This is a genomic window from Sodalis sp. RH14, assembly GCF_047324285.1.
Classification (GTDB): Bacteria; Pseudomonadota; Gammaproteobacteria; order Enterobacterales; family Enterobacteriaceae; genus Acerihabitans.
The window spans coordinates 2,690,132-2,713,807 of the sequence record NZ_CP178739.1; the positions used below are offsets into that span (position 1 = coordinate 2,690,132).

Sequence of the window (23,676 nt, forward strand, 5' to 3'; positions counted from 1 at the left end):
GCCTTCGCCACCGGCGTTATAAACCGTCTCCCCGGTATTGAAAGGGCTTTTACAGGCAATATCGTTTCACTTATCGACAGCATGGGATTCGTTTTGCGCCGAACTCCAAACGATGAGCACGTATTAAACAGCTATCTCTTTTGCATGCAGCAGCGGTCGCGCGTCGCCGCCCAGCCGTTCCGTCGCGCGGGCGGCAATCTCCAGCAGGATGGGGCGATACCGCGCCATCAACGCCATGTCCAGCCGGCTGATGGGCGCCACGATGCCCAGCGCGCCGATAAGCCGCTGGCCGGGGCCGAATACCGGCGCGGAAATCCCGGCGGTTTCCTCGTCGCGCTCGCCGTGCGACGCGTAGGTATGGGCCCGGCGCACCTGTTCGTAGATGTCGCCGGGCTCCCCGGAAAAGGCCAGCAGGATCCTGCCGCCGGCACCGCGCTCCAGGGATTGCACATCGCCCTGCTGTACGTTTACGCGCACGGCAAATTGCGAATTAATCCGAAACAGGCACAAGCGGTGATCCCCTTCCCGGATATGAAAAGACACGGTTTCGCCAAGTTGTTCATTAAGCTCACGCATTAACGGCAGCAGCACATCGCTGAGATTCAGGTGGGCTAAGTAATGGTTTCCCAGGCTGAAGGTGGCGGAGCCGAGGCCGTAACGGCCATCCTCCAGGCGGATCATCATCCGGTGATGGCAAAGCGCCGCCGCCAGCCTGAGCACCGTGCTTTTATACAAGCCGGTGCGCCTGGCGAGTTCGGTCAGGGTTAACGACCGATCTTCTTGCCTGAAGGCGAACAGCAGCGCCATCGCCCGATCGATCACATCGACGCCGCTGGGGGTTACGCCCAGGGGTTGGGGATTTGTCCCCTCTGTTCGCGCCATAATATTGCCTCGTGTTCTGTCTGATAGAACTAGATATCATCTAATAGAACAACTATAGACAGCGCAGGGGATAATTTCTGTGTGTTTCATCACAGGTTAATAAGGGGAGGGGAGGCGGGGTGTGCCGGCAAAAGGCCACTTAGCCAGGCCGCAGCAAAGCGGATAATCCTGGCGCCGATCATGGCGACGGGGAAAGGGATTGACACAAAATCGTAACATGCTATCGTCTATCGGTAATATATAACACCTTACAGATAACAACTGACTGAGGAGAAGGGTAATGCGCTTTCGAAAAACTATCGGCGTGGCATGGGTCGGTTCCGCGCTGATGCTGTGTGCCGCCTCAACATATGCATATGCGGCGCCCGCCAACAGCATGCCCACCGGTGAGGAGGGCGGCATTGCGGCTGTGCCCGAGATTGTCGCGCTGGTGCCCGAGGCGATAAAAAAACGCGGGGTGCTCCGCGTCGCCACCATGACAAAATACCAGCCTTTTTCTTTTGTCGCCAACGGGAAAACTGTCGGCATGATCCCGGAGATGGTTAGCGCTGTCGCCCAAACGATGGGGCTGAAAGCGGAGATCCAGGGTATGGATTTCCCCGCGATTCTTTTAGGGCTGCAGGCACAGAAATACGATATCGGCATGGGCGAGTTTTTCGTGCGCAAAGACCGTGTCGAAGTTGCCGACTTTGTCACCGAATGGAGTAATTTCGATGCGTTCGTGGTGAATAAAGGCAGCAAATATATGCCTGAAAGCATCGCGGATGTCTGCGGGCATAAGATAGCGATCCTGGGGGGGTCTTCCGGCGTTCCCGCCATGGAAACCGGCAAGGCGCGCTGTGCGGATGAAGGCAAACCGGCGCCTCAGGTCAGCGTCTTTCCGCAAATGGCGGATGCCGTGCTTGCGCTCGCCAGCAAACGCGTCGAGGCGGTGCTGACCGGCCGCGAAGTGGGGTTAACCCTGGTGGCGTCGGGACAGCCTTTTGTGCCTACAGGCCGTGTGGGCGGTGGTCCCTGCGCCACGGCCGTGGCGCGCAATGAGTCAAGCGCGGGGTTGCTGCAAGCCCTGCAGGCCGCCTATGTGCACCTGATCGCGTCGGGAAAATATGCGCAAATCCATAAGCGGTGGGGCACGGATTACGGCATGATCACTGATCCCACTATCTATAAACAAGGCGACGCCCTGCCGGCTTATACCATCGAGTAAAGGTTATCCAACGCTCTGATAGGTAGATATTATCGCTTCTTTTATTCCCCAGGAGACCTGATGCATTCAAGATCTCACTATTCTGTTGTTGATATGCACGCCGCCGGAGCGCAAGCGCGGGTTGTGATCGGCGGCGTCCCGCAAGCCAAGGGCAATACCATGAATGAAAAGCGGCTGTACTTGGCTGCTCACTATGATCATGTGCGCAAGCTGCTGATGTATGAACCCCGCGGCGGTTCACAGATGAGCGGAAGCCTGATTATGGCGCCCTGCGATCCGCGCGCCGATGTGGGTATTGTGTTTATCGAAAGCGGCGGCTGGCTGACCATGTGCGGCGCAGGCACCATCGGCGCGGCGACCGCGTTGATCGAGACCGGCATGTTTAAAGCGGCCGGCGCACGCGCGCAGATCGTATTTGACACGCCGGCCGGTCTGGTGACGGCGCATATTGCTCTTAAAGACGGCGCGGTCCAGGGCGTCTCGCTCTCTAATGTGCCGTCATACCTCGCGGTCAAGGACCACCAGATCGATGTGCCCGGACAGGGTCGTGTCGATGTCGATATTGCCTATGGCGGCAATTTTTACGTCATTGTCCCCGCTGACCGCTTCGATCTGGCGTTGGTCCCGGCCTGTGCGGAACGGCTGGTGTTGATTGGCCGGCAAGTACGGGAAAGCACTAACGCCACCCTCGCCGTCAGGCATCCATTGGAAACGGGGGCGACGCCGATCCCCAACGTGATTTTCACCGGGCCTGGCTCGCATCCGGGCACCCATCGAAATCTGGTGTTGTTTGGTGAAGCCGGTGTCGATCGTTCTCCCGGCGGGACGGGGACATCGGCGCGCATGGCTCAGCTGTATGCGCGGGGTGCGTTGGCATTGGATGAAACCTTTGTCCATGAAAGCATTATCGGCTCCCGTTTCACCGGCAAGCTGACCGGCGTACACATCGTGGCTGGAAAAGAAATGGTGCTACCTCTTATCACAGGGCGGGCGTTTGTTATTGGCCTGCGCAACTTTTTTGTCGATCCGGAGGATCCGTTCCAGGAGGGATTTGGGGTCGGCTATGCGGCGGATGCGAAGCGTCCCGTTTTTTCAGACGGTAAGGATCACATATGAAGTCAAGCGTCCAGTATTCCGTGATTGATGCCCATAGCGCCGGCGCGCCCGCACGGGTGGTTATCGGCGGCGTCGCGCCCGTTCCCGGCGCGCGTATCAGCGAAAAGCGCGCCTATCTGATGGAGCATCACGACGCCATCAGGAAGCTACTCATGTATGAACCGCGCGGGAGTTCGGAAATGTGCGGCAGCATCTTGATGCAGCCCTGCGATCCACGGGCCGACATTGGCATCGTCTTTATCGAAACCGGCGGGTGGCCGTTAATGTGCGGCGCGGGAACCATCGGCGCCGCAACGGTGATGGTGGAAAACGGGTATGTCGAGGTGACCGAACCCCTTTCGCGCATCTCATTTGATACCCCCGCCGGCCTGGTCACCGCGGAAGTCGAGGTCGCTAATGGCGTGGTGAAAGGGGTCACCATCCAAAACGTCGCCTCTTATATGGTGGCCCCAGACCAGGTGGTGGACTTGCCGGCGTGCGGTCCCGTTACCCTGGATATCGTCTTCGGCGGGAATTACTATGCGCTGGTCGCCGCATCAAGTTTGGGGCTGGCGGTGCAACCGGCGTATGCGGAGCAACTGGTGAGCGCGGGTCGCGCCATTCGCGATAGCGTCAATCGCGATCTGCATATCATCGATCCCGCCACCGGCAAGGCTTGCCACGTGCCGATGGTGATTTTCACCGAAGAGCAAAACAGCGCCGGCAGCTACCGTAACCTGGTGTTTTTCGGCGAAGCAGGCGTTGACCGATCTCCCGGCGGCACGGGAACGTCGGCGCGCATGGCCCAGCGCTTTTATCGCCGCCAGCAGGGGCTAGGCGACAGGTTCCGGCACGAAAGCATTATCGGTTCAGTCTTTGAGGGTACTTTCGAGGAGACGACGAAGCTGACTCCCCATGTCGAAGCCATTATCCCGAAAATACGCGGCCGCGCCCATATTATTGCGCAATCGACCTTCCTGCTTGATCCCGAAGACCCTTTTGCCGAGGGTTTCGGCGTCGGCTACGGCAGCGATGCGTTGCCGCCGGCAAACCGGACCGCCTAGGAATGGATGTACAGGAATAGCGGTGCCCTGCCACGCGGCAAACGCACCTATGCCAGCGCCTGTTACGCCAAAGCGTATCGGTTATCAAAAAAAACGCCCCGAAGGTCATTTGGCCTTCGGGGCGCAGCGCACCGTGATAAGCGTTATCTTTTCTTACGTCGCCACCTGATTAAGCACGGATTTTTTCGCGCGTGTAAACGCCGTTGACCAAACGCGAAAGATTCAGCGGGTTGTCATCTTTTAGCGCATCGGGCAGTAATTCCTGCGGATAATCCTGATAGCAGACCGGGCGCAGGAAACGATCGATTGCCAGCGTGCCCACCGAGGTACCGCGGGCATCGGAGGTCGCCGGCCAGGGGCCGCCGTGTACCATGGCGTCACAGACTTCGACGCCGGTGGGATAAGCATTTAACAGCAGGCGGCCGGCTTTGCGTTCCAGTAAAGGAACCAGATGGGCAAAATGGCGCAAATCTTCCGTTTCCGCCACCAGCGTCGCGGTCAACTGCCCCCGCAGCCCCGTCAGGGCCCGCGTCAGCTCGGCCTGGTCCGCCACGGCGACGGCGATGGTCACCGGCCCGAAAACCTCTTCCTGCAACAGTGGATCGCCTGTGGTCAACAAACCGGATTGCGCCTGGAACAGCTGGGGCACCGCCTGCATACCCTGCTGCGGCTCCCCGGCGAGATGGGTGATGCCCTGGTGTTGATGTAATTGCGCGAGTCCGTGTTCATAGCTGGCGAGTACGCCGCGGTTGAGCATGGTTTGCGGCGGGCTGCGCCGGATATTTTGCCGCATCATCTGCAAAAAAGCGCTGAAGTCAGGCGAAGATATACCGATTATCAATCCTGGATTGGTGCAAAATTGCCCGCAGCCGGCGACCACGGAAGCCGTCAGCTCACGGGCGATCCCCTCGCCGCGCGCCGCCAGCGCGCCGGGCAGCAGGATCATCGGGTTAATGCTGCTCATTTCGGCAAACACGGGGATCGGATCGGGGCGCGCGGCGGCCAGATCATATAACGCGCGGCCGCCTTTCAGCGAACCGGTAAACCCCACCGCCTGAATAGCCGGATGCCGCACCAGGACTTGTCCGATATCGCCGCCATAAATCATATTGAACACTCCGGCAGGCATGCCGGTTTGCCGGGCGGCGAGCACGATGGCGTTAGCCACGCAATCGGCGGTGCCCATATGGCCATTATGCGCTTTCATGACTACCGGACAGCCCGCCGCCAGGGCGGAGGCGGTATCGCCGCCGGCGGTGGAGAAGGCGAGGGGAAAGTTACTGGCGCCGAACACCGCCACCGGCCCGATGCCCCGTTTTATCTGACGCACATCGGGGCGCGGCAGCGGGGCGCGCTGCGGTAGCGCGGTATCGATACGGGCGCCAAAGCAATCCCCGCGCCGCAGCACGGAAGCAAACAGCCGCATTTGCCCGCTGGTACGCGCGCGCTCCCCGCGGATACGGCCTTCAGGCAGCGCTGTTTCCCGCATCGCCAGCTGGATAAACTCATCGCCCAGCGCATCCAGCTTATCGGCAATGGCATCGAGAAAAAGGGCGCGGTCACGCGCAGGCGCGCTGTGATAGGCTGGGAAAGCCTGTTCGGCGGCTAAGCAGGCCTGGACGGCTTCCTGCTCCGTGGCTTGATAAAAAGTGTAGGGCAGCGCCTCGCCGGTAAATGCATCATAACTGGCCAGCGTGACGCTGTTTTGCCGGCTGCGTTCACCGCGGATAAAGTTTTCACCCAGAATTTGCATAGCGGAACCTTGATACGTGTTGAAAATAAGATCAGCGCCGGCGGACGGTGCCGCGTTCAGCGTCAACTGAGGGTTACCCAGATGGTTTTCATTTGGGTGTATTGATCAAAGGCTTCGAATCCTTTGTCATAGCCGCCGAAACCCGAGGTTTTGAGGCCGCCAAACGGCGTGGTGATATCGCCTTCACCGTAACCGTTAACCGCCACGGTGCCGGCCTGTATTTGACGCGCCATGCGCACGGCAATGTTGATGTCATTGGAAAATACCGTAGCCGCCAGGCCATAAGCGGAGTCATTGGCGATTTTTACCGCCTGTTCCTCGCTGTCGAAAGTGAGGATCGCCACCACCGGACCGAAGATTTCGTCCCGGGCCAAGGCCATATCCGGCGTGACGCCATCAATAATCGTGGCTTCGACAAACCAGCCGCCGCTATCCTGCCGCACCTGGCTACCGCCGTGCAGCACAGTGGCGCCTTGCTGTTGGGCCTGCGCGATGGCGCTCAATACCCGCGCCAGCGCGTCAGGCTCGATCAGTGGCCCCAGCCTGGTGGCGCGGTCGGTGGGGTCGCCGGTTTTCCATACCTGCGCGGCCCGGATAAAAGCCTTCATAAAGGGTTCTTTAATGGCGGAGTGCACCAGGATGCGCGAACCGCAGGTGCAGTTTTGCCCCATATTCCAGAATGCCGCATTGGCCAGGTTTTCGGCGATGGCGTCCAGGTCTTCCGCCATATCCGCCATGACGATCTGCGGGCTTTTGCCGCCGCATTCCAGCACCACTTTCTTCAGGTTGCTGTCGGCGGCGTAGCGCAGGAACTGCCGGCCGATTTCTGTTGAGCCGGTGAAGGTCAGCGCATCGACATCGTTATGCAGCCCTAAGGCTTTACCGGCGATATGGCCTAAGCCGGGCACCACGTTGAATACGCCTGCGGGGATGCCCGCTTCCCGCGCCAGCCCGGCGATACGTATCGTCGACAGCGAGGCCAGTTCCGCCGGCTTGATCACCAGCGAGTTGCCAGCCGCCAGCGCCGGCGAAATTTTCCATGACAAGGTGGCGGCAGGGAAGTTCCACGGCAATACCATGCCGACCACGCCCACCGGTTCACGAATAATCAGGCCAAGGTTGCCCGCGCCGGTGGGCGATATCTTGCCGAAGACCTTATCGATGGCTTCGGCATACCAGCGAATGTTGTTGACCACATCGGGTAGGTCGAAATTTTCGCAATCCGCCAACGGCTTGCCGGCATCCAGCGAATCCAGCAGGGCTAACTCGGCGGCATGTTGTTCGATAAGATTGGCAAAAGTATGCAGGATGCGCTTACGCTCGCGCGGCTCCATGCGGCTCCATTCACCGCGCTCAAAGGCGGCGCGGGCGGCCTTAACCGCTTTATCAACGTCGGCGGCGGAGCAGGCGGCAATCTGGTTGAGCAGTTTACCGGTCGCGGGATTAAAGTTATCGAAGACCCGCTGGTGTTCAGCGTCGACATATTCGCCGTTGATAAAAGCGCGGGTCCGTACAGTGTCAGGTAAAGCAATCATATGCACTCCAGAAGGGATGTTATAGCACTTTGCCAAGAAAGGCTTTGGCGCGTTCATTTTTGGTATGGCTGAAAAATTCAGTCGGGTTGCCTTGCTCTACCACCACGCCGTTGTCCATGAAGACCACCTGGTCGGAAACTTCGCGGGCGAAACCAAGCTCATGGGTCACGACGATCATGGTCATGCCCTCGTCGGCCAGTTCGCGCATGACGCTCAGCACTTCGCCGACCAGTTCGGGATCGAGGGCGCTGGTCGGCTCGTCAAACAGCATCAATTTGGGCTTCATCGCCAGCGCGCGGGCAATGGCGACGCGCTGCTGCTGGCCGCCGGAGAGCGTACGGGGATAGGCATTGGCCTTACCGGTCAGCCCCACCTTGGACAGCATCACCATCGCCTGTTCGACGGCGTGTGATTTACGGATTTTTTTGACGTGCATCGGCGCTTCAATGATGTTTTCCATTACCGTCATATGGGGGAACAGGTTAAAGCTCTGGAAAACCATGCCGATATCGGCCCGTTGCCGGGCCACTTCGGACTTTTTCATCTCATAAAGCTTGCCGTTGTGTTCGCGATAGCCGACCGTTTCGCCGCCGACCTGCAATAACCCCTTTTCAATACGCTCAAGATGGTTCATGCAGCGTAGAAATGTGCTTTTACCCGATCCGGAAGGTCCGAGGATGCAGCATACGTTGCCGTATTCGACGGTCAGGTCAATGCCCTTGAGCACCGGCAGATGGCCATATGATTTCTCGACGCCGCGCGCCACTACCGCAAAGTGGTGTCCGTGCGGGGAAGATGGGGAAAAAGGCATAGTCAGGCATTCCTTACTGTGTGATCGTCAAGTTTCTCGTCCGCCGGCGCTGGCAGCGCCTGGGAATGATGATCGCTTTTGGAAAAATGCTTCTCGGTATAGTGCTGCAGCACGCAAAGAACAGAGGTGAGCACCAGATACCATAGCGAGGCCACAATCAGCAGCGGGATGGTCTGGAAGTTCGCGGTATAGATGAGCTGCGCGGAGTAGAGCAATTCCTGCAGGGCGATCACGCTGACGAGGGAAGTGGTCTTGAGCATGCCGATCAGCTGGTTGCCGGTTGGCGGAATGATAATGCGCATCGCCTGCGGCAGGATGATTTTCACCATCACGCGAAAGCTTGACATGCCCAGCGCTTCCGCCGCTTCCCGTTGTCCGCCAGGCACTGAATTCAAGCCCGCCCGCACGATCTCGGACATATAGGCTCCTTCATTCAGCCCCAGGCCAAGCAGCGCCGCGGCATAGACCGTAATGTACTGATTGGCGTCAAAGGTGCCTAGATTGGGCCCGAACGGAAAACCAATGGTAATCTCCGGATAAAGCGCGGACAGGTTGTACCAAAATATCAGTTGCACCAGCAGCGGCGTGCCGCGAAACATCCATAAATAGATAAAGGAGATACTGTTGAGCACCGGATTTTTTGACATGCGCATCAGGGCGAGCAGCGTACCTAATACCACGCCGATGCTCATGGCGGCGAGTGTCAGCCAGACGGTTGCCATCAGGCCAGAGAGAATCGAAGCATCGAAAAGGTATTGGGAAACCACCTGCCATTGATAACGCGGATTGGTGATAAGTGAAACGATCAACCCCGCCGCCACAATGATAAGAAGTCCCGCCGCAATCCACCGCCCATGATATTTCAACGGCACCACGGGCATGCTCTGATGTTCTCCGATGTCTCCCACTACCTGCCGATTTAACAATTGTGTCTGTGTCACTTTCGTTCCCCTAAACATACTTGAAACTCGCTATGGATGTATGTGAGACTTTACGGTAATCGATAACCGGTAGCCGTTTACATAATGTTAGTTTAGTTTTTATCCGTCAAGTTCAATCGCGCAAAAATGGGAGTGATGACGATGTCTCAATTCAAATGGACCAACTGGGGTGGCAATCAAACCTTCACCGTGGACAACTGTTTCCGGCCGGCAAGCGAAGAGGAGGCAATCGCAGGCATTCGCCAGGCGGTAAGCCAAGGACAGCCTGTGCGGGTTGCCGGCAGTGGCCACTCATTTACGCCTATCGTTCGCACGGGTGGTTTATTGCTCGATCTCAGCGCGCTGAGCGGCGTCATCGCCATCGATAAGGGGCATCAACAGGCGCAGGTCGCGGCGGGTTCCTCCATTGCCGCCCTCGGCGAACCGCTGTGGTCCGCGGGACTGTCGCTTGAAAACCAGGGGGATATCGACGTGCAATCCATCGCCGGCGCCGTCGCCACCGGCACCAAAGGTTCGGGCACCGCTTTTGGGTCGCTGTCATCAAAGGTGGTCAGCCTGCGTATCGTCAATGGGCTCGGGGAGGTGGTGGATATCGATGGTGAAACCGCTGATTATCTGCGCGCAGGCCAGGTTTCGCTCGGTTTGCTCGGGCCGGTGGTGCGAGTCGGTTTACAACTGGTCCCAGCCTACCGGCTAAAAGAGGAAAATATCATTCTGCCCATGTCGGAGGTGCTGCGCCAGTGGGATTACCTGCTCGGCGCATACCGGCATTTTTCTTTTTGGTGGATGCCCAGCGCGCATTCCGCCCAGATGTACCAACTGGGCGAGGTGCCGGCCGATCACTGCTTTGTCAAACTGCTGCGGGAAGTGTCCGCCGATGGACCCGACCTCCCTCAGGGCGCAATGAATCGGCGCACGGATCGGGCGTATCGCATCTATCCCGATGGCACTACCGATGCGCAATTCCATGAACTGGAGTACATGGTGGACGCCGCCGATGCGCGGGAGGCGGTCGAACGCATGCAATATCTGATGCGCAGCGGATTTCCCCATGAGATCTCGCCGCTGCAGGTCCGCTGGCAGAAAGCCGATACCGGCTATATTTCGCCGCAGAGCGGCCGTGACAGCACGTCCATCTCCGTTTCAGGCGCCATAGGCAGCAATTATTTTCCCTTCTTGCAGGCGGTGGATCAGACTTTGCGACCGCTTTCGGCCCGGCCGCACTGGGGCAAGCTGCACTTTCTCGACCGCCGGCGGGTGAGCGAACTTTACCCCGATTACTCGCGTTTTATACAAATTCGCCGGCAGATGGACCCGCTCGATCTGTTTTTGAATCCGCATTTTGCCGAGCTGTTTGCATAACGCCGTGTTTGAAAAAGCGCATTGACAGACTTAACGTTGAATGTAATATATTACCCATAACCAATCACTATAAGTGAGAGCACAATGAAGATCGCGGCAATTGAAGTTTACGGCTATCAACTGACCTACGCCCATGGCGAATACGTGATGTCCCAAGGCCGCGCCGCTCAGCGACAGGCATCCACGCTGGTGCGGATTATTACCAATGAGGGGCTGGAAGGCTGGGGGGAAAGCTGCACCCTCGGCGGCACCTATCTGCCGGATTTCGCCGAAGGGACGCGCGCGGGAATTTGCCTTATGGCGCCCGCGCTGCTGGGGCTGGACCCCACCAACCTGGCGGTCATCCATCAACGCATGAATGCCTGCCTGCTGGGTCAAAACAGCGCCAAAAGCGCCATCGATATAGCCTGTTGGGATGTGTTGGGCAAAATGGCGAACCTGCCGATCGCCACGCTGCTGGGCGGCGTGACCCAGCCGGATTTTCCTTTATATGAAGCGGTGCCCCTGTCATCCCCCGGCGACATGGCCGCCTTTGTGCGCATGCGCGGGGAGGCGGGCATCAGCCGTTTTCAACTGAAAGTGGGCAACGATCCTTTCGATGATGCCGCGCGGACCCGCAGCGTCGTGGAAGCCTGTCGCGATGATGTGACGATCGTCGCCGACGCCAACGGCGGCTGGAATCTGCAGTCGGCGGCGATCGCGGTGCGGGAACTGGCCGGCCTGAATATTTTTATCGAGCAACCCTGCCGCGATACCGCCGATTGCGCGCTGGTGCAGCGCATGAGTTCGCTGCCGCTGGTGATGGACGAGTCGGTGATCAATGCCGCGGAGCTGTACCGGGCGAAATACGACGCGGGCGCAGTCTCGGTCAATATCAAGCTGGCGCGGGTAGGCGGCATCACCGGCGCGGTGCGTATGCGTGACCAGGCGCAGGATTTAGGCATGACGGTTTGTATTGAGGATGTCTGGGGCGGCGATGTGACCACCGCCGCAGTAGCGCACGTTGCCGCCAGTACCCGCGCGGATGCGCTGATGCACGCCTCCTTTTTCAACGACTGGACGCTTGAGCATGTCGCCGGTTATGCCCCGCGCTCCGTGCGGGGACGGGGCAAAGCGCCCACCGCGCCCGGACTAGGGATCGCCGTTGATGCCCGGTCATTAGGCGCGCCGCTGTTCCGGGTGGAAAACCATGGCCGATAACCGCGCCTTGCCGCAAAGCGCCATCGATTGGCTTAGCCGCCGGGATCGGCAGGTGATATTCGCGGTGGATTCGCACACCGGCGGCAATCCGACGCGCATCGTGCTCTCGGGTATTGATTTGCCCGCGCAGGCGGCAACCGTTGACGGCGCGCGGCGCTGGCTGCGCGACCGGGCCGACCACTGGCGGCGCCGTCTAGTGCACGAGCCGCGCGGCGGCGGGCTCACCTGTGCCGTAGTGCCGATTATGTCGCAGGAAGATGGCTGCGATATCGGGGCGGTGATCCTGGAACCCGGTTCGTACCCGCCGATGTGCGGACACTGCATGATTGGCTTCGCCTCGGTGATAGTCGAGCTGAATCTTTTGCCCAATCTGTGGCGCGAGCGCGCGGACAGCACGTCATTTCGCATTCGCACGCCAGCGGGGCCGGTTGGCGTGACGGCCAGGCGTGAGGGCGAAAAATTCACGACCGTAACGCTTACCAACGTTGAATCTTTTGTGGTCGGCCGGGGGGAATGCCGGCTGGAAGGCCGTCTGGTTCAGGTCGAGCTGCTTTATGGCGGCGATTATTATATTTCTGTGGCCGCCGAGAGCATCGGCCTGTCGCTCGATCGCGACAACGCCACTGAAATTGTCCGCCTGGCCCGGCTGCTGCGCGAGGCCTATACCAGGGAAGGCGTCACCGATCCGCTTACCGGCGCGGCGCTGGATGTCTATCAGGTATTGTTTTACCGCTGCGATCCCGCGCAACACCTGCGGGCGAAAATCGTGGTGGTGGCGCCGCCGGGCGTTATAGACCGTTCTCCTTGCGGTACCGGGACCAGCGCGCTGTTCGCCAAACTGGTCACCGAAGGCAAGGTCCGGCCGCAGGATACCGTCACCACGCAGAGCATTATCGGTTCCACTTTTACGGTAACGGCTGCGCAGGTGCGCGGCGCCGGCCCGCGTACGTTTATTACGCCGGCGCTGACCGGGCGTGCCTATATCAACGGCTTTCTGACTATTGCGGCGGACTCGGAAGACGAGCTCGCCGATGGTTTTCCGCCCCTCTGACTTTTATCAATGGAGATTCAGCTTATGATCCTTAAGGGAGTACTGTCCGCTATTGTTACGCCGTTCACCGCTGACGGTGAAGGTATCGATGAAGCGGCGCTACGCAAGCTCGTAGACCAAAATATCGCTGACGGCGTCGATGGTTTTGTTCCTGCCGGCGGTACCGGCGAGTTTTCTGTCCTTTCCCACCAGGAGAGATTACGTTTAGTCGCGATCGTGGCCGAGCAGGCGGCTGGCAAGGCCACGGTACTGGCCCATACCGGCGCAACCTCGTCCCGGGAAGCCATTGCATTTTCCAGGCACGCCGAAAGCGTGGGCGCCACCGCCATCATGCTGGCGACCCCCTACTATGAGCCCATCGGTTTTGATGAGGCGTTCGCGTATTACGCCGAAGTCGCCGCGGCCACCAGCCTGCCCATTTGCGCTTACAACTTTCCCCCGGCCACTGGTCTGCATCTCGACGTGGATTTCCTGCTAAAACTGGCCAGGGAGATACCGCAGGTCAAATACGTCAAGGATTCGTCGGCCAACATCATGCAAATGAGCGCGCTGCTGATGGATCATGCCGATGAAATCACTTTTTTCAACGGCGAAGACGTGCTGATGCTGCCCGCGCTGATGCTGAAAGCGCCCGGCATGGTGATGGGCACCGGCAATTTTATGGCGCCGGGGCTGGTGAAATTACAGCGCGCGAGCGAAAGCGGCGACGACCAGGCGGTTGCGGATCTCTGGCGGCAAGTGTATCCGCTGATCCGCCTGCTAGGCGCGGGCCGCTACAACAGCGGCATCAAGGCCGCCTGTGAAATCCTGGGGCTGAGCGTCGGGCCGGTGCGCGCGCCGATTCCGCCTTATTCCACCGTGCAGAAAGCGGCGCTCAGGCAGGCCATTTCCGCCATAGATCCGGCATTGCTGACCGGCGCGGCGCGCCGGTAACCCAACGGCACCGGCAATCCCGTTACGCCGTCCGTTAAGAACCATCATTGGAGAGGTAGTATGAAAGCAGATATATTTTCCGGGGTGATCCCGGCGTTGATGACGCCTTGCACACAGGCCAGGCAGCCCGATTTTGATGCCCTGGTGCGTAAAGCGCAGGAATTGATCGGCGCGGGTATGTCGGCGGTGGTCTATTGCGGTTCGATGGGCGACTGGCCATTGCTGACCGACGCGCAGCGCATGGAAGGGGTGGAGCGCCTGACCCAGGCCGGCATTCCGGTCATCGTCGGCACCGGCGCGGTGAATACCGCCGCTGCGGTGGCCCATGCCGCCCACGCGCAGAGCGTTGGGGCCAAAGGCCTGATGGTTATTCCGCGGGTGCTATCGCGCGGTTCGGTGATCGCGGCGCAAAAAGAACACTTTAAAGCCATCCTTGCCGCCGCGCCGGAGCTGCCGGCGGTTATCTATAACAGTCCCTATTATGGTTTCGCCACCCGCGCCGATCTGTTTTTCGCCTTGCGCGGCGAACATGCCAACCTGGTCGGTTTTAAAGAGTTCGGGGGCATGGATGACCTGCGTTACGCCGCGGAGAATATCACCAGCCGCGACGATGACGTTACGCTGATGATTGGCGTCGATACCGCCGTAGTGCATGGCTTCGTCAACTGTGGCGCCACCGGCGCCATCACCGGCATTGGCAACGTGCTGCCCGAAGAAGTGCTGCATCTGTGTCATCTTTCTCAGGCGGCGGCGGCCGGTGATAGCGACGCGCGCCAACGGGCGCAGGAGCTTGAACAGGCGCTGGCGATTCTGTCGTCATTCGATGCCGGTCCGGATCTGGTGCTGTTCTTCAAATATATGATGGTGCTGAAGGGGAATAAAGAGTACGCGCTGCATTTCAATCGGACCGACGCGCTTACCGACAGTCAGCGCGGCTACGTGGAGGCGCAATTCCGCTTGTTCAATCAATGGTATACCGAATGGAGCCAATTGCCGGGCGCGGTACAGCGCTATAAAAACGGCATGGAACGAGCCGCTTAGGTTGTGTTCAATCGCTCTATTCAAGCGTGGTTGGCAGTAAAAACCACGCTTTTTTTTGCGCGCCACGGGATTATTTACGCTGACGTGGGGCCGGCTTTAGGGGAAACCGGGAGCCGGCATGCGGGGCGCTATAGTGCTTGCGGCAGACGGCGCGTGGCGGCCGGGCGGTGAAGCGCATCCACCACCTTGACCGTGGCCTGCGCCCGATCGGCCTCACTGAGGGCAGGGCCCTGCGTCCAGGCGGTGACAGGCCTGCGGTATTGAAAAAGCGGCCGCCAAGGCCGCCCCTTTGTCCATGTCACGGCAGAAAACGGCGCAGACGACCGCACCTTCGACCCGCGTTAACTCGCGGGCAGGGGTTCTGCCGCCACGCCCGCCCCAATAATGCCGATGCGAAACGGGAGCGCGGCTTTATTCAGACATTTTCCTTCACCTGCCCGGCGGTGGCGATACGGTCCCGTTCGACGATGCTCAGCTGCGTCTTTTTTTGCGCCTGGCTCATCAGGTGCACGCGGGCGCGCCGCGCCGCTTCGTGGCCGGAGCCGGTGGCGATCTCCATATTGCCGATTTCGGCAAAGTAGTCGCCCGCAAAATGGATATTGACGTCGTTGCGTTCGCAGTAGGCGAGCATGGGGGCAAAATTGAACCCGGCCGGGCGATACGTATTGCCGGGCACCCAGCGTTGCACAATGGTTTCCTTCACATGCCCCTGCAATTGCGGGAACATTTTATAGATATCGGCAAGATAACGATCACGAATCTCATCATCGGTCAGCTTAAGCATTTCGCGCGCCGGGGTACCGCCGGAATAAACCATCAGGCTGCCGCCCGGTTTGCGCGGGCCGGTTCTCAGCGGATTGGCATGATTGAAAAACATGTCAAACGAGGCATCCGGCGTGGTGATGGCATAGATATCGTCATAGGGCATCGGGCCCGGCTCGTCGGTGATGATTCCCATGGTGGGGAACGGACCGTACTGAACGCTTATAAGGGTCTGGCGAACATCATCGGGTATATCGCGGACCATGTCCGATGCCTGGTAAGCCGGCACCGCCACCACCACTTCCGCGGCGGTTACGCTATGTTCACGCCCGTCGGTTTCATAGACCACGGTAACCAGGTCGCCGGTTTTACTCACTGATTTCACGGTAGCGTCATAGCGCACGCGATCGCCCAGCAGTTCCATCATCACCTCGCCGAAACGGCCTGAACCCCCGTTAAGATTAAGCGCCATGGCATCGCCTTTACCGGCCCATACGGCGCCAAAAAGCGAAACGCCGACCCCCGCGTGCTGGTCTTCCATTTCCGCCGCCGCGCGCCGGGCCGCAGATTGAAAAAGCGCTTCAAGCCGTTTGGGCAGCGGTCCCATAAATTCGCGAAAGGATTTATCCGACAGATAGCTGGCGACCCGCGCCCGGCGGCGCTGGTTACTTTCGCCATATACCGGCGCCATCGCTTTTTGCCAGCCTTTCACCGCCTTTAGAATCCGCATGCCTTTGGTCGCCAGGGCGAAACGCTCACGCAGGGTCATCGGCATGGTCAGCGGCAGGGCGGAAACCATTTTGGGCTTATACACTTTACCGCCCCAATAAATCGCGAATTTATTGCCGGGGATCTTGATGATATCTAGGCCTATGGAATGAAGGATGTTGCGCATATGCGATCCCGGCGGTGGAAACAAGTGACCGCCGAGATTCAGCCAATAGTCTCCCCGTGATACCGAGTAGAGACGTCCGCCAAGACGATGCGATTTTTCCAGGACCAGAATATTCTTGTCCCTCAGCTCCCAGGCCGCCGACAAGCCCGATGGGCCGCCGCCAATAATCACAACATCAAATTCCGGTTTAACCATTTTTATTTCACCTCAATCGCTTACGTGTTGAATTGACTTGCCTCGCAGAGGATGTTCCTGGAGGACCCTGGCCCGGACGGCGGGATAAACATCGCGCTTGCAGCAGCTAAGTGTTACGGGTAATATATTACGTGTAACACGCTATTGTCAATGTTCAGTGAGTGTTCAAGCCCGCGTCGCGCCCTTAATTCATCCCAGGAGAGTTATATGAAATTCAATTATTCACGACTTTTGTGCCTGATTGCCGCGCTGGCGGCAGGCGCGCTTCCCGCCGCCGGCGCCTGGTCTCAGGAGGCGATTGCCAAGGCCGATGACGTGGCTGCACAGCTGCCGCAATCGATAAAGGACGCCGGCGAACTGCGCATCGCCGTTCCGGACACCGGAAAACCCTTGGCTTATAAAGAAGGCGGCGTGCTTAAGGGGATGGATGTCGATCTCGCGCAATCGGTTGCCGCCATATTGGGTCTGAAGGCCGATATTCGCCTGATCCCTTTCGCCACCGCGCTGGCCGGCTTGCAATCGAATAAATACGATATCTCCTATGGCGAGTTCTATGTCACGACGGAACGATTAAAAGTCGCTGATTTTGTGACTAACTGGCAGGATTACAGCACTTTCCTGGTGAAAAAAGGCCAGCCTTTCCAGGCCAAGGCGCTGGCTGATATTTGCGGCCATAAAGTCGGCGCCATGGCCGGTTCCGCTGAGCTGGCCACGCTCAACTCCGCCGCGCTGAAATGTACGGACAAGGCGTCTGTGGTCAGCGCATTTCCATCCATTAATAATGCCGTGCTGGCCCTTAACAGCGGCCGGGTCGACGGCGTGTTGATTAACCGCGGCGGGGCGCAGGAATCGATACGCGTCGATGCGGGACTTAGCGCCTCGGGTGAAATCGGCGGGGGACCGACCGCGACGGCGGTGGCGCGCAACGCGAATTCGGCTCAATTGCTGCAAGCATTGAAAGCCGCCTACGATCGTTTGATTCAGAACGGCGAATACGCCAAGATCCTGGAAAAGAACGATACCGCCTTCGGTGCCGTCAAAAGCGCGGAAATTTACCAGGAAGGGTCAACGCCGCCTAAATACAGTTTCTGACGTGGCTCCCAGGGATGGGAAGTTTAACGATTAGGCAGATAACTATTACTTATTATAATAAGGAAATGTTATGTCATCGCCCTGTTACCGCCACGGGTGAGCAACAATTTAGCGGCCGGGTCATAAGAAAATAGAATCTATATTGAGTAGAACCTTCATTCGGGCTAAAATGTAGCATGTTATCGACTACTAAGATGTCAGTCTGAGGTTTATATGGAACAGGAACATCCTATACTGCGGCAAGCCAATCTGCGCGATCAGGCGCTGTCCATTTTGAAATTGCGTCTGGTTTCCGGCGATCTGGCGCCGGGCCAAATTTATTCCGCCTCGGCCTTGGCCGAAGAATTAGGCGTTTCCAATAGCCCGGTTCGCGAGGCCATGCTGACGCTGGTTAACCAGGGATTGATGGAAACGGTGCGTAATCGCGGTTTTCGCGTGGTGCATTTCAGCGATAAAGAGCGTCATAACGTCTATGAGCTGCGGTTATTGCTTGAAGTGCCGTCGATGGCCAAACTTGCTAGGCTCAGGCCGCGGGTGGAAGCGCGCCGGGAGGAGTTTTCACATATTGCCTCCGACATGGTGGGGTATGCCAAGGAAGGGAATATTGCGGGTTATCTGGAAATGGATCGCCAGTTCCATCTTGGCCTGCTGTCGCTGCTCGAAAATGAACCCTTGGTGACCATTGTGGAAAACCTGCGCGATCAGTCCCGTCAGTATGGTCTCAAGGCGCTGCGTGAAAGTGGCGGGCTGGTAAAATCCGCGCAAGAGCATCAACCTATCCTTGATGCCATGTTATCCGGGGATGGTGAATTAACCACTCAATTGATGACTGATCATCTGAGCCATTTAATGAGTGACTGGGCGGGCTGATTTCCGCCGCCGCCCTGGTTATCTTTCCTCGTAATTCGCCGGCGCGCCGCGCCGTGCTCGTGGCCCGCGGGCCGGCGCGAATATAAGGGTTACGCCGTGCCTGGACCACGGCGAAGTGGGTCTCTTGCCTTATTCCGCCGGTGCGGTCAGCGCGGCGCGGTGCGCGCTGACAAGGCGTTTCTCGTCGCTGAGCGCCTTTTGCACCGATGGCCGTGCGTCCATCCGATCTTTCCAGCTCGCCACGTTTTTCAGGTGGCTGATGTCGACCCCTGAGCGATCGCCCCAGAATGTGGCCCAGAGATAGGCATCCGCCACCGTCATCGTCTCGCCGGTCAGAAAAGCGCGGCCGTCGGCAAGACGGTCATCGAGGATGCTGTAGGCCGCGGCGATTTTGCCGCTGGTCCAGGCAATGCCTTGTTCCGTCATCAGTTTGCGCATCAGCGGGATATGTTTCTGGGCGATTTCGGTGGCGATAAACACCAGGAGCTGGTCGTACCTGACGCGCTCAAGCGTGCCGCGTAACGGGATCAGTCCGGCCGCGGGATACTGGTCGGCGAGGTAGGAAATAATCACGATTGTTTCGGAAATCGGATGATGTTCTTCTTCATCGATAACCAGCAGAGGAACGTATTGCATGGGATTGAGCTGGGTAAAATCATCGCCGTTCGAGGTGGATTTGCCGACCACGTCGAAGTGAATAAGCTCAGGCTCGAGGCCGAGTTCGTTGGCGATAATCTGGACGGCTTCAGAGCAGGTTTTATCAGCGATATACAGTTTCATTGGGTGATCCTAGGATAGTTGCGGCGTTATGGGATGTATAGGGTTGCCCGCGTGCCGGATAAACGGGCCGTGAGGCAAAACCCGGTCTTGCTCAGCGGGGCGCGTGCGCCGGGCGCAGGCTGCGAAAGGCCGCGCGTATTTCATCCGCGAAGATCCGCGGCTGTTCGAACGCCGCGAAATGGCCGCCGCGCGTCGTTTTATTCCAATAGATAAGGTTCGGATAGGTTTGCTGCGCCCAGGATTGCGGCGCGGTCCAGATCTCGCGCGGGAATACCGATACGCCGACCGGGATCCGCACCGGCAGCGAGTAGAAATCCAGGTGCGGATGTTCGGCATACATGCGCGCAGAAGAAGCGCCCGAGTTGGTTACCCAGTACCAGGTCACATCGTCGAGGATTTTATCGTAACCAAAGGCGCTCACCGGGTCGCCGTCGCAGTCCGACCAAGACTCGAATTTTTCGTAAATCCAGCTTAACTGTCCGGCGGGGGAATCCGCCAGGGCATAGCCGATAGTCTGGGGCCGCGTGACCATTTCCCAATAATAGCCGGAGCCATCCCGAGCGAACGCGTCAAGCTGATCAAACACTCGCTGTTCATCAGGCGTCGGGTTCGCCGGCTTTTCTTTCGGCGCCACCAGCGGCAGGTTGGTATGGATGGCGCGCAAGCCGGGGAGTTCAAGCCGGGCCATTGCAATGGTGATATGACTGCCCCAATCGCCGCCCTGGGCCACATATTCGGCGTAGCCCAGCCTGTGCATCAGTTCATGCCAGGCTTTGGCGATACGGTCCCGGTTCCAGCCGGTCTCGGCCGGCTTGTCTGAAAAGCCATAGCCGGGGAGGGAGGGAATAACGAGATGGAAGGCATCTTCCGCCCGGCCGCCGTGCGCAGTGGGATCGACCAGCAAGTCGATGGTATCCAGGAATTCCAGCACCGAACCCGGCCAGCCGTGGGTTATGATCAGCGGTATCGCATGCGGGTGACGGGATCGGACGTGCAGGAAATGAATGCCGAGCCCATCGATTTCCGTTTTGAACTGGGGATACCGGTTCAGGCGTTGCTCCACGCGGCGCCAGTCATACTGCGTGCGCCAGTATTCGATGAGTTCCCTGACCCGCGCCAACTGCGGCCCCTGGGAAGCATCGGGTACGGTTTCCCGTTCGGGAAACCGGGTCGCGTCCAGGCGGCGCTTTAAGTCGTCCAGCACTGGCTGGGGGATGTTGATAACGAAAGGCGAAAGGGTAGTGTTCAGCTCGCTTTCAGTGATGTTTTGCATAACAGGACTCCGTTAAGGCGATCGCCGGCAGACGCGCGGCGTTTCGATGACGCAAAACATAACCGGCCGCGCCGGGGAAATAAACGCCGACAAAAGCGACGCTCTGTAGCTCCGGGAGCGACAATGCCGTTGGGATAACCATTTACTAAACGACGGCGATACCCTAATTTAGGACGTTATCGTTTCCGGAAGATCAATCATGACGCAATCTTCTCCTTCACTGCAGGATATCGCCGCCTTTGTGGCCGTGGCCCAGCATGCAAGCTTTACCCGGGCGGCCGAACAGCTGGGAACCAGCAAGGCAAACGTGGGTAAAGCGGTGCAGCGCCTGGAGGCGCGCCTCGGGACCAAGCTTTTTCAGCGAACCACCCGATCGGTAACCTTGACCGAGGATGGCAATACCTATCTTGACGCGGCCCGTGCGGCATTAGGCGGTTTACACGAAGCGGAAACGGCATTGGCCGCCCGCCGCGACCATCCCGCCGGCCGGGTCAGACTGGACATTCCCGTGGGGTTCGGCGGATTTATTCTTCCCTCGCTTCCCGCGCTTCGTGCGCGTTATCCCCTGGTGACCCTGGATATTTCACTTACCGATAAGGCCACTGATGCCGTGGGCGAAGGATGGGATATCGTGGTGCGGGTGGGAGAACTGCCGGCGGACGGTGAAATGACCGTGAGAAAACTTTGTGGCCTGCGCCTGTGCCTGTATGCCGCGCCGGCCTATCTCGACGGCCGGCCCTCAATCCGTTCCGTCAGCGATCTGATGCGCCACGAAGCGGTTATTTTCCGTTCTGCCTCCGGCAAGCTCAGACAATGGCATATCTTTGACGAGGGCCGCGTGCGGGAATTTTCCCCCAATATCAGCGCCATTGTGTCCGACGGCAGGTCGCTGGTGGATGCCGCCAGGGGCGGGCTTGGCATTGCGCAGGTTTTTGACCGCGTCGGGGACCCCTATGTCGCCTGCGGCGAACTGCGGCGGGTGCTGCCGGCGGCATCCGTTGCGGGACCCCCGGTGCATGCGCTTCTCCCCCTTGGCCGGCGAATGCCGCTGAAAACGCGCGTGGTACTCGATCACCTGGCCGATCTTATGCGTTCAGCGACCGCGGAATAAGCGCGTGATTGTCTCCTCACCGGAGACACAGCTGCGCCGCTGCCGGTATTTATCCCCGAATCAACAACGCCTATCGTCGCGGTGAAGGACAATATCGTCCCTTTCATACGAGGTGTTTATCATGTCATCAAGCCCGGCGTCTTCGTACGCCCGCAGCGGCCCGCTGGTGCTGTTTGCCGTTTGCCTGGCGGCATTGGCCCTGCCGCTCAGCTTTACCGGCGCGGCGCTGGCCACGCATACCATCGGGATTGAGTTCTCGGCAAGCGCCGCCCAACTTAACTGGATCACCAATAGTTTTATGCTCACCTTCGGCAGCTTTATGCTCCCCGCAGGCGCACTGGCGGATGTTTACGGCAGGAAGCGCGTTTTTATGGGCGGGGCCGCGCTGTTCGCCATGGGCTCCCTTGCGCTCGATTTTGCACCTGATATCACTACGCTGAACCTGCTGCGCGCGCTACAGGGGGCGGGGGCCGCCGCGGCCCTGGCCGGCGGCTCGGCCGCGCTGGCGCAGGAGTTTACCGGCCATGCGCAGACCCGGGCGTTCAGTATGATCGGTACCACGTTTGGCATCGGTCTTGCCCTGGGGCCGATCGTTTCCGGCAGCCTGATAGAACATTTCGGCTGGCGCTCAATCTTCCTGACGGGCACGATCCTGGACGTGATTGCCCTGGTTATCGCCCAAGGCGTGATGAAAGAAACGCGCAATCCGGGCAGTTCCCGCTTCGACAGCGCCGGCGCCGTGGCTTTTATCGCCGCGCTCGGTTTCCTGACGCTCGGGCTGAACGAAGCGCCCGATCGCGGCTGGTCCGCGGCGATCGTGCTCGGCGCGTTTGCCCTGTCCATCGCTGCGTTTGTCCTCTTCGCAACGATAGAGACCCGCATTAAACAACCGCTGCTCGAACTCTCCCTGTTCCGCTACGGAAGATTCGTCGGCGTTCAGATCCTGCCCATCGCAACCTGCTATGCGTATGTCGTCCTGCTTATCGTGCTCCCCATGCGTTTCATCGGCGTGGAGGGTTACAGCGAAATACAAACCGGTCTGCTGATGCTTGCGCTTTCCGCGCCCATGCTTATCGTTCCCGCCGGCGCCGCCATCCTTGCCCGGACGATACCCGCAAGCTGGCTGGCAAGCGCAGGCCTGTTCGTCGCCGCCGGCGGGTTGTTCTGGCTGAGCCGGGTCGGATCCGGCGGCTCAATGCTGGCGTTGACCGGCCCGCTGCTGGTGATCGGCCTCGGGACCGGCATTCCCTGGGGCCTGATGGACGGCTTGTCGGTGACCGTCGTGCCGCGGGACCAGGCCGGTATGGCCAGTGGCATCTTCAACACCACCAAGGTGGCCAGTGAAGGTATCGCCTTGGCCATGGTGAATGCGCTGCTATCGGCTTTTGTGTTCTTGGCGGTGACACGGGCGGGCGCCGGCGATGGCGCACATCAGCCTCTCGTCGAGGCGTCGCGCCAGCTCGCCACCGGCAACCTCGATCAGGCAACGCGCATGCTCGCCCCTCTGGGACGCGACGCCCTGACCATGGCCTATGACACCGCATTCACCATGCTGCTCTATGTATTGATGACCGTCACCCTGGCCGCCGCGGTCTCGGTATTTATCCTGCTTTCTCCCCGGGACGCGGGAACGCCGTGCCCGGATCGGACGCTGACGGAATAACGGCCCGCCGCGGGTTGCATGGTTTTAGCCCCGACTCCCGCTCTTAATCGTCTTGCCATTATTCCAATGGCTTAAAGGGCAAACGGGTATCATACCTGCTCCCAAAAACCATAGCCCAGGGCGCGTATCCCATACCCGTTTTCCCTGTGCTGCTCTGAAC

General features: G+C 59.1%; 20 protein-coding genes. 12 read left to right on the forward strand and 8 right to left on the reverse strand.

Annotated elements, in window-relative coordinates; all coding sequences use genetic code 11:
* Positions 1 to 123: 123 nt before the first annotated feature.
* Positions 124 to 882 carry an IclR family transcriptional regulator gene (locus ACL2XQ_RS12290; protein WP_410014789.1) on the reverse strand — a complete coding sequence of 253 codons (759 nt, stop codon included), beginning with the start codon at positions 880 to 882 and terminating at the stop codon, positions 124 to 126.
* A 280-nt stretch (positions 883 to 1,162) separates the two neighbouring features.
* Between ACL2XQ_RS12290 and ACL2XQ_RS12295 the strand changes: the two genes are divergently transcribed.
* The 3 genes from ACL2XQ_RS12295 to ACL2XQ_RS12305 are packed head-to-tail and all read left to right on the forward strand — an operon-like array spanning position 1,163 to position 4,248.
* The gene (locus ACL2XQ_RS12295; RefSeq protein ID WP_410014790.1) at positions 1,163 to 2,089 is read left to right on the forward strand and encodes a transporter substrate-binding domain-containing protein; all 927 of its coding nucleotides are present in this window, start codon (positions 1,163 to 1,165) and stop codon (positions 2,087 to 2,089) included.
* A 60-nt stretch (positions 2,090 to 2,149) separates the two neighbouring features.
* Positions 2,150 to 3,205: a proline racemase family protein gene (locus ACL2XQ_RS12300; RefSeq protein ID WP_410014791.1), complete on the forward strand. Its 1,056-nt coding sequence runs from the start codon at positions 2,150 to 2,152 to the stop codon at positions 3,203 to 3,205.
* A complete protein-coding gene (locus ACL2XQ_RS12305) occupies positions 3,202 to 4,248 on the forward strand; it encodes a proline racemase family protein (protein ID WP_413740421.1) in 1,047 nt (348 codons plus the stop codon). Before ACL2XQ_RS12300 ends, ACL2XQ_RS12305 begins: the two co-directional genes overlap by 4 nt.
* Positions 4,249 to 4,417: 169 nt before the next feature.
* Here ACL2XQ_RS12305 and ACL2XQ_RS12310 read toward each other — a convergent pair whose 3' ends face one another.
* The 4 genes from ACL2XQ_RS12310 to ACL2XQ_RS12325 all read right to left on the reverse strand — a co-directional run bounded on the left by ACL2XQ_RS12310 (position 4,418) and on the right by ACL2XQ_RS12325 (position 9,288).
* Positions 4,418 to 6,001, reverse strand: coding sequence for an aldehyde dehydrogenase (NADP(+)) (locus ACL2XQ_RS12310; protein WP_413740422.1), 1,584 nt, complete (start codon positions 5,999 to 6,001; stop codon positions 4,418 to 4,420).
* Between the two features lie 62 nt (positions 6,002 to 6,063).
* Complete coding sequence (locus ACL2XQ_RS12315) at positions 6,064 to 7,536, reverse strand: aldehyde dehydrogenase (RefSeq protein ID WP_410014794.1); 1,473 nt, start codon at positions 7,534 to 7,536, stop codon at positions 6,064 to 6,066.
* Between the two features lie 19 nt (positions 7,537 to 7,555).
* Positions 7,556 to 8,347: an amino acid ABC transporter ATP-binding protein gene (locus ACL2XQ_RS12320; RefSeq protein WP_413722979.1), complete on the reverse strand. Its 792-nt coding sequence runs from the start codon at positions 8,345 to 8,347 to the stop codon at positions 7,556 to 7,558.
* 2 nt (positions 8,348 to 8,349) lie between these two features.
* Positions 8,350 to 9,288 carry an amino acid ABC transporter permease gene (locus ACL2XQ_RS12325; RefSeq protein ID WP_410014796.1) on the reverse strand — a complete coding sequence of 313 codons (939 nt, stop codon included), beginning with the start codon at positions 9,286 to 9,288 and terminating at the stop codon, positions 8,350 to 8,352.
* A 141-nt stretch (positions 9,289 to 9,429) separates the two neighbouring features.
* Between ACL2XQ_RS12325 and ACL2XQ_RS12330 the strand changes: the two genes are divergently transcribed.
* The 5 genes from ACL2XQ_RS12330 (at position 9,430) to ACL2XQ_RS12350 (ending at position 14,875) form a co-directional block, all read left to right on the forward strand.
* Positions 9,430 to 10,650: a D-arabinono-1,4-lactone oxidase gene (locus ACL2XQ_RS12330; RefSeq protein WP_413722978.1), complete on the forward strand. Its 1,221-nt coding sequence runs from the start codon at positions 9,430 to 9,432 to the stop codon at positions 10,648 to 10,650.
* An 84-nt stretch (positions 10,651 to 10,734) separates the two neighbouring features.
* Complete coding sequence (locus ACL2XQ_RS12335; RefSeq protein ID WP_410014798.1) at positions 10,735 to 11,850, forward strand: mandelate racemase/muconate lactonizing enzyme family protein; 1,116 nt, start codon at positions 10,735 to 10,737, stop codon at positions 11,848 to 11,850.
* Complete coding sequence (locus tag ACL2XQ_RS12340) at positions 11,840 to 12,901, forward strand: proline racemase family protein (RefSeq protein WP_410014799.1); 1,062 nt, start codon at positions 11,840 to 11,842, stop codon at positions 12,899 to 12,901. Before ACL2XQ_RS12335 ends, ACL2XQ_RS12340 begins: the two co-directional genes overlap by 11 nt.
* Before the next feature lie 24 nt (positions 12,902 to 12,925).
* On the forward strand, positions 12,926 to 13,834 hold the full coding sequence (locus ACL2XQ_RS12345) for a dihydrodipicolinate synthase family protein (protein WP_410014800.1): 909 nt from the start codon (positions 12,926 to 12,928) through the stop codon (positions 13,832 to 13,834).
* 60 nt (positions 13,835 to 13,894) lie between these two features.
* Positions 13,895 to 14,875: a dihydrodipicolinate synthase family protein gene (locus tag ACL2XQ_RS12350; protein ID WP_410014801.1), complete on the forward strand. Its 981-nt coding sequence runs from the start codon at positions 13,895 to 13,897 to the stop codon at positions 14,873 to 14,875.
* A gap of 415 nt (positions 14,876 to 15,290) precedes the next feature.
* Here ACL2XQ_RS12350 and ACL2XQ_RS12355 read toward each other — a convergent pair whose 3' ends face one another.
* Positions 15,291 to 16,727: a flavin monoamine oxidase family protein gene (locus ACL2XQ_RS12355; RefSeq protein ID WP_413740423.1), complete on the reverse strand. Its 1,437-nt coding sequence runs from the start codon at positions 16,725 to 16,727 to the stop codon at positions 15,291 to 15,293.
* Positions 16,728 to 16,934: 207 nt separating this feature from the next.
* Here ACL2XQ_RS12355 and ACL2XQ_RS12360 point away from each other — a divergent pair, with 207 nt between their 5' ends.
* Positions 16,935 to 17,819, forward strand: a complete 885-nt coding sequence (locus ACL2XQ_RS12360; protein ID WP_413740424.1) for a transporter substrate-binding domain-containing protein — start codon at positions 16,935 to 16,937, stop codon at positions 17,817 to 17,819.
* Between the two features lie 213 nt (positions 17,820 to 18,032).
* A complete protein-coding gene (locus ACL2XQ_RS12365; protein ID WP_410014804.1) occupies positions 18,033 to 18,689 on the forward strand; it encodes a GntR family transcriptional regulator in 657 nt (218 codons plus the stop codon).
* A 129-nt stretch (positions 18,690 to 18,818) separates the two neighbouring features.
* Here the strand turns inward: ACL2XQ_RS12365 and ACL2XQ_RS12370 are convergent, their stop codons facing one another.
* Both ACL2XQ_RS12370 and ACL2XQ_RS12375 read right to left on the reverse strand, forming a co-directional pair.
* Positions 18,819 to 19,469 (reverse strand): glutathione S-transferase family protein, encoded by a 651-nt coding sequence (locus ACL2XQ_RS12370; protein ID WP_410014805.1) that lies wholly within the window; start codon positions 19,467 to 19,469, stop codon positions 18,819 to 18,821.
* A gap of 91 nt (positions 19,470 to 19,560) precedes the next feature.
* Complete coding sequence (locus tag ACL2XQ_RS12375) at positions 19,561 to 20,742, reverse strand: epoxide hydrolase family protein (RefSeq protein ID WP_410014806.1); 1,182 nt, start codon at positions 20,740 to 20,742, stop codon at positions 19,561 to 19,563.
* Between the two features lie 199 nt (positions 20,743 to 20,941).
* Between ACL2XQ_RS12375 and ACL2XQ_RS12380 the strand changes: the two genes are divergently transcribed.
* Positions 20,942 to 21,853: a LysR family transcriptional regulator gene (locus tag ACL2XQ_RS12380; protein WP_413740425.1), complete on the forward strand. Its 912-nt coding sequence runs from the start codon at positions 20,942 to 20,944 to the stop codon at positions 21,851 to 21,853.
* Positions 21,854 to 21,974: 121 nt separating this feature from the next.
* Positions 21,975 to 23,516: an MFS transporter gene (locus ACL2XQ_RS12385; RefSeq protein WP_413730350.1), complete on the forward strand. Its 1,542-nt coding sequence runs from the start codon at positions 21,975 to 21,977 to the stop codon at positions 23,514 to 23,516.
* Positions 23,517 to 23,676: the final 160 nt, after the last annotated feature.

What these genes read in the sequence shown, in the direction of transcription:
- ACL2XQ_RS12290 (WP_410014789.1), bottom strand. Translation starts at nt 882, where the DNA reads ATGGCGCGAACAGAGGGGACAAATCCCCAACCCCTGGGCGTAACCCCC.
- ACL2XQ_RS12295 (WP_410014790.1), top strand. Translation starts at nt 1,163, where the DNA reads ATGCGCTTTCGAAAAACTATCGGCGTGGCATGGGTCGGTTCCGCGCTG.
- ACL2XQ_RS12300 (WP_410014791.1), top strand. Translation starts at nt 2,150, where the DNA reads ATGCATTCAAGATCTCACTATTCTGTTGTTGATATGCACGCCGCCGGA.
- ACL2XQ_RS12305 (WP_413740421.1), top strand. Translation starts at nt 3,202, where the DNA reads ATGAAGTCAAGCGTCCAGTATTCCGTGATTGATGCCCATAGCGCCGGC.
- ACL2XQ_RS12310 (WP_413740422.1), bottom strand. Translation starts at nt 6,001, where the DNA reads ATGCAAATTCTGGGTGAAAACTTTATCCGCGGTGAACGCAGCCGGCAA.
- ACL2XQ_RS12315 (WP_410014794.1), bottom strand. Translation starts at nt 7,536, where the DNA reads ATGATTGCTTTACCTGACACTGTACGGACCCGCGCTTTTATCAACGGC.
- ACL2XQ_RS12320 (WP_413722979.1), bottom strand. Translation starts at nt 8,347, where the DNA reads ATGCCTTTTTCCCCATCTTCCCCGCACGGACACCACTTTGCGGTAGTG.
- ACL2XQ_RS12330 (WP_413722978.1), top strand. Translation starts at nt 9,430, where the DNA reads ATGTCTCAATTCAAATGGACCAACTGGGGTGGCAATCAAACCTTCACC.
- ACL2XQ_RS12335 (WP_410014798.1), top strand. Translation starts at nt 10,735, where the DNA reads ATGAAGATCGCGGCAATTGAAGTTTACGGCTATCAACTGACCTACGCC.
- ACL2XQ_RS12340 (WP_410014799.1), top strand. Translation starts at nt 11,840, where the DNA reads ATGGCCGATAACCGCGCCTTGCCGCAAAGCGCCATCGATTGGCTTAGC.
- ACL2XQ_RS12345 (WP_410014800.1), top strand. Translation starts at nt 12,926, where the DNA reads ATGATCCTTAAGGGAGTACTGTCCGCTATTGTTACGCCGTTCACCGCT.
- ACL2XQ_RS12350 (WP_410014801.1), top strand. Translation starts at nt 13,895, where the DNA reads ATGAAAGCAGATATATTTTCCGGGGTGATCCCGGCGTTGATGACGCCT.
- ACL2XQ_RS12355 (WP_413740423.1), bottom strand. Translation starts at nt 16,727, where the DNA reads ATGGTTAAACCGGAATTTGATGTTGTGATTATTGGCGGCGGCCCATCG.
- ACL2XQ_RS12360 (WP_413740424.1), top strand. Translation starts at nt 16,935, where the DNA reads ATGAAATTCAATTATTCACGACTTTTGTGCCTGATTGCCGCGCTGGCG.
- ACL2XQ_RS12365 (WP_410014804.1), top strand. Translation starts at nt 18,033, where the DNA reads ATGGAACAGGAACATCCTATACTGCGGCAAGCCAATCTGCGCGATCAG.
- ACL2XQ_RS12370 (WP_410014805.1), bottom strand. Translation starts at nt 19,469, where the DNA reads ATGAAACTGTATATCGCTGATAAAACCTGCTCTGAAGCCGTCCAGATT.
- ACL2XQ_RS12375 (WP_410014806.1), bottom strand. Translation starts at nt 20,742, where the DNA reads ATGCAAAACATCACTGAAAGCGAGCTGAACACTACCCTTTCGCCTTTC.
- ACL2XQ_RS12380 (WP_413740425.1), top strand. Translation starts at nt 20,942, where the DNA reads ATGACGCAATCTTCTCCTTCACTGCAGGATATCGCCGCCTTTGTGGCC.
- ACL2XQ_RS12385 (WP_413730350.1), top strand. Translation starts at nt 21,975, where the DNA reads ATGTCATCAAGCCCGGCGTCTTCGTACGCCCGCAGCGGCCCGCTGGTG.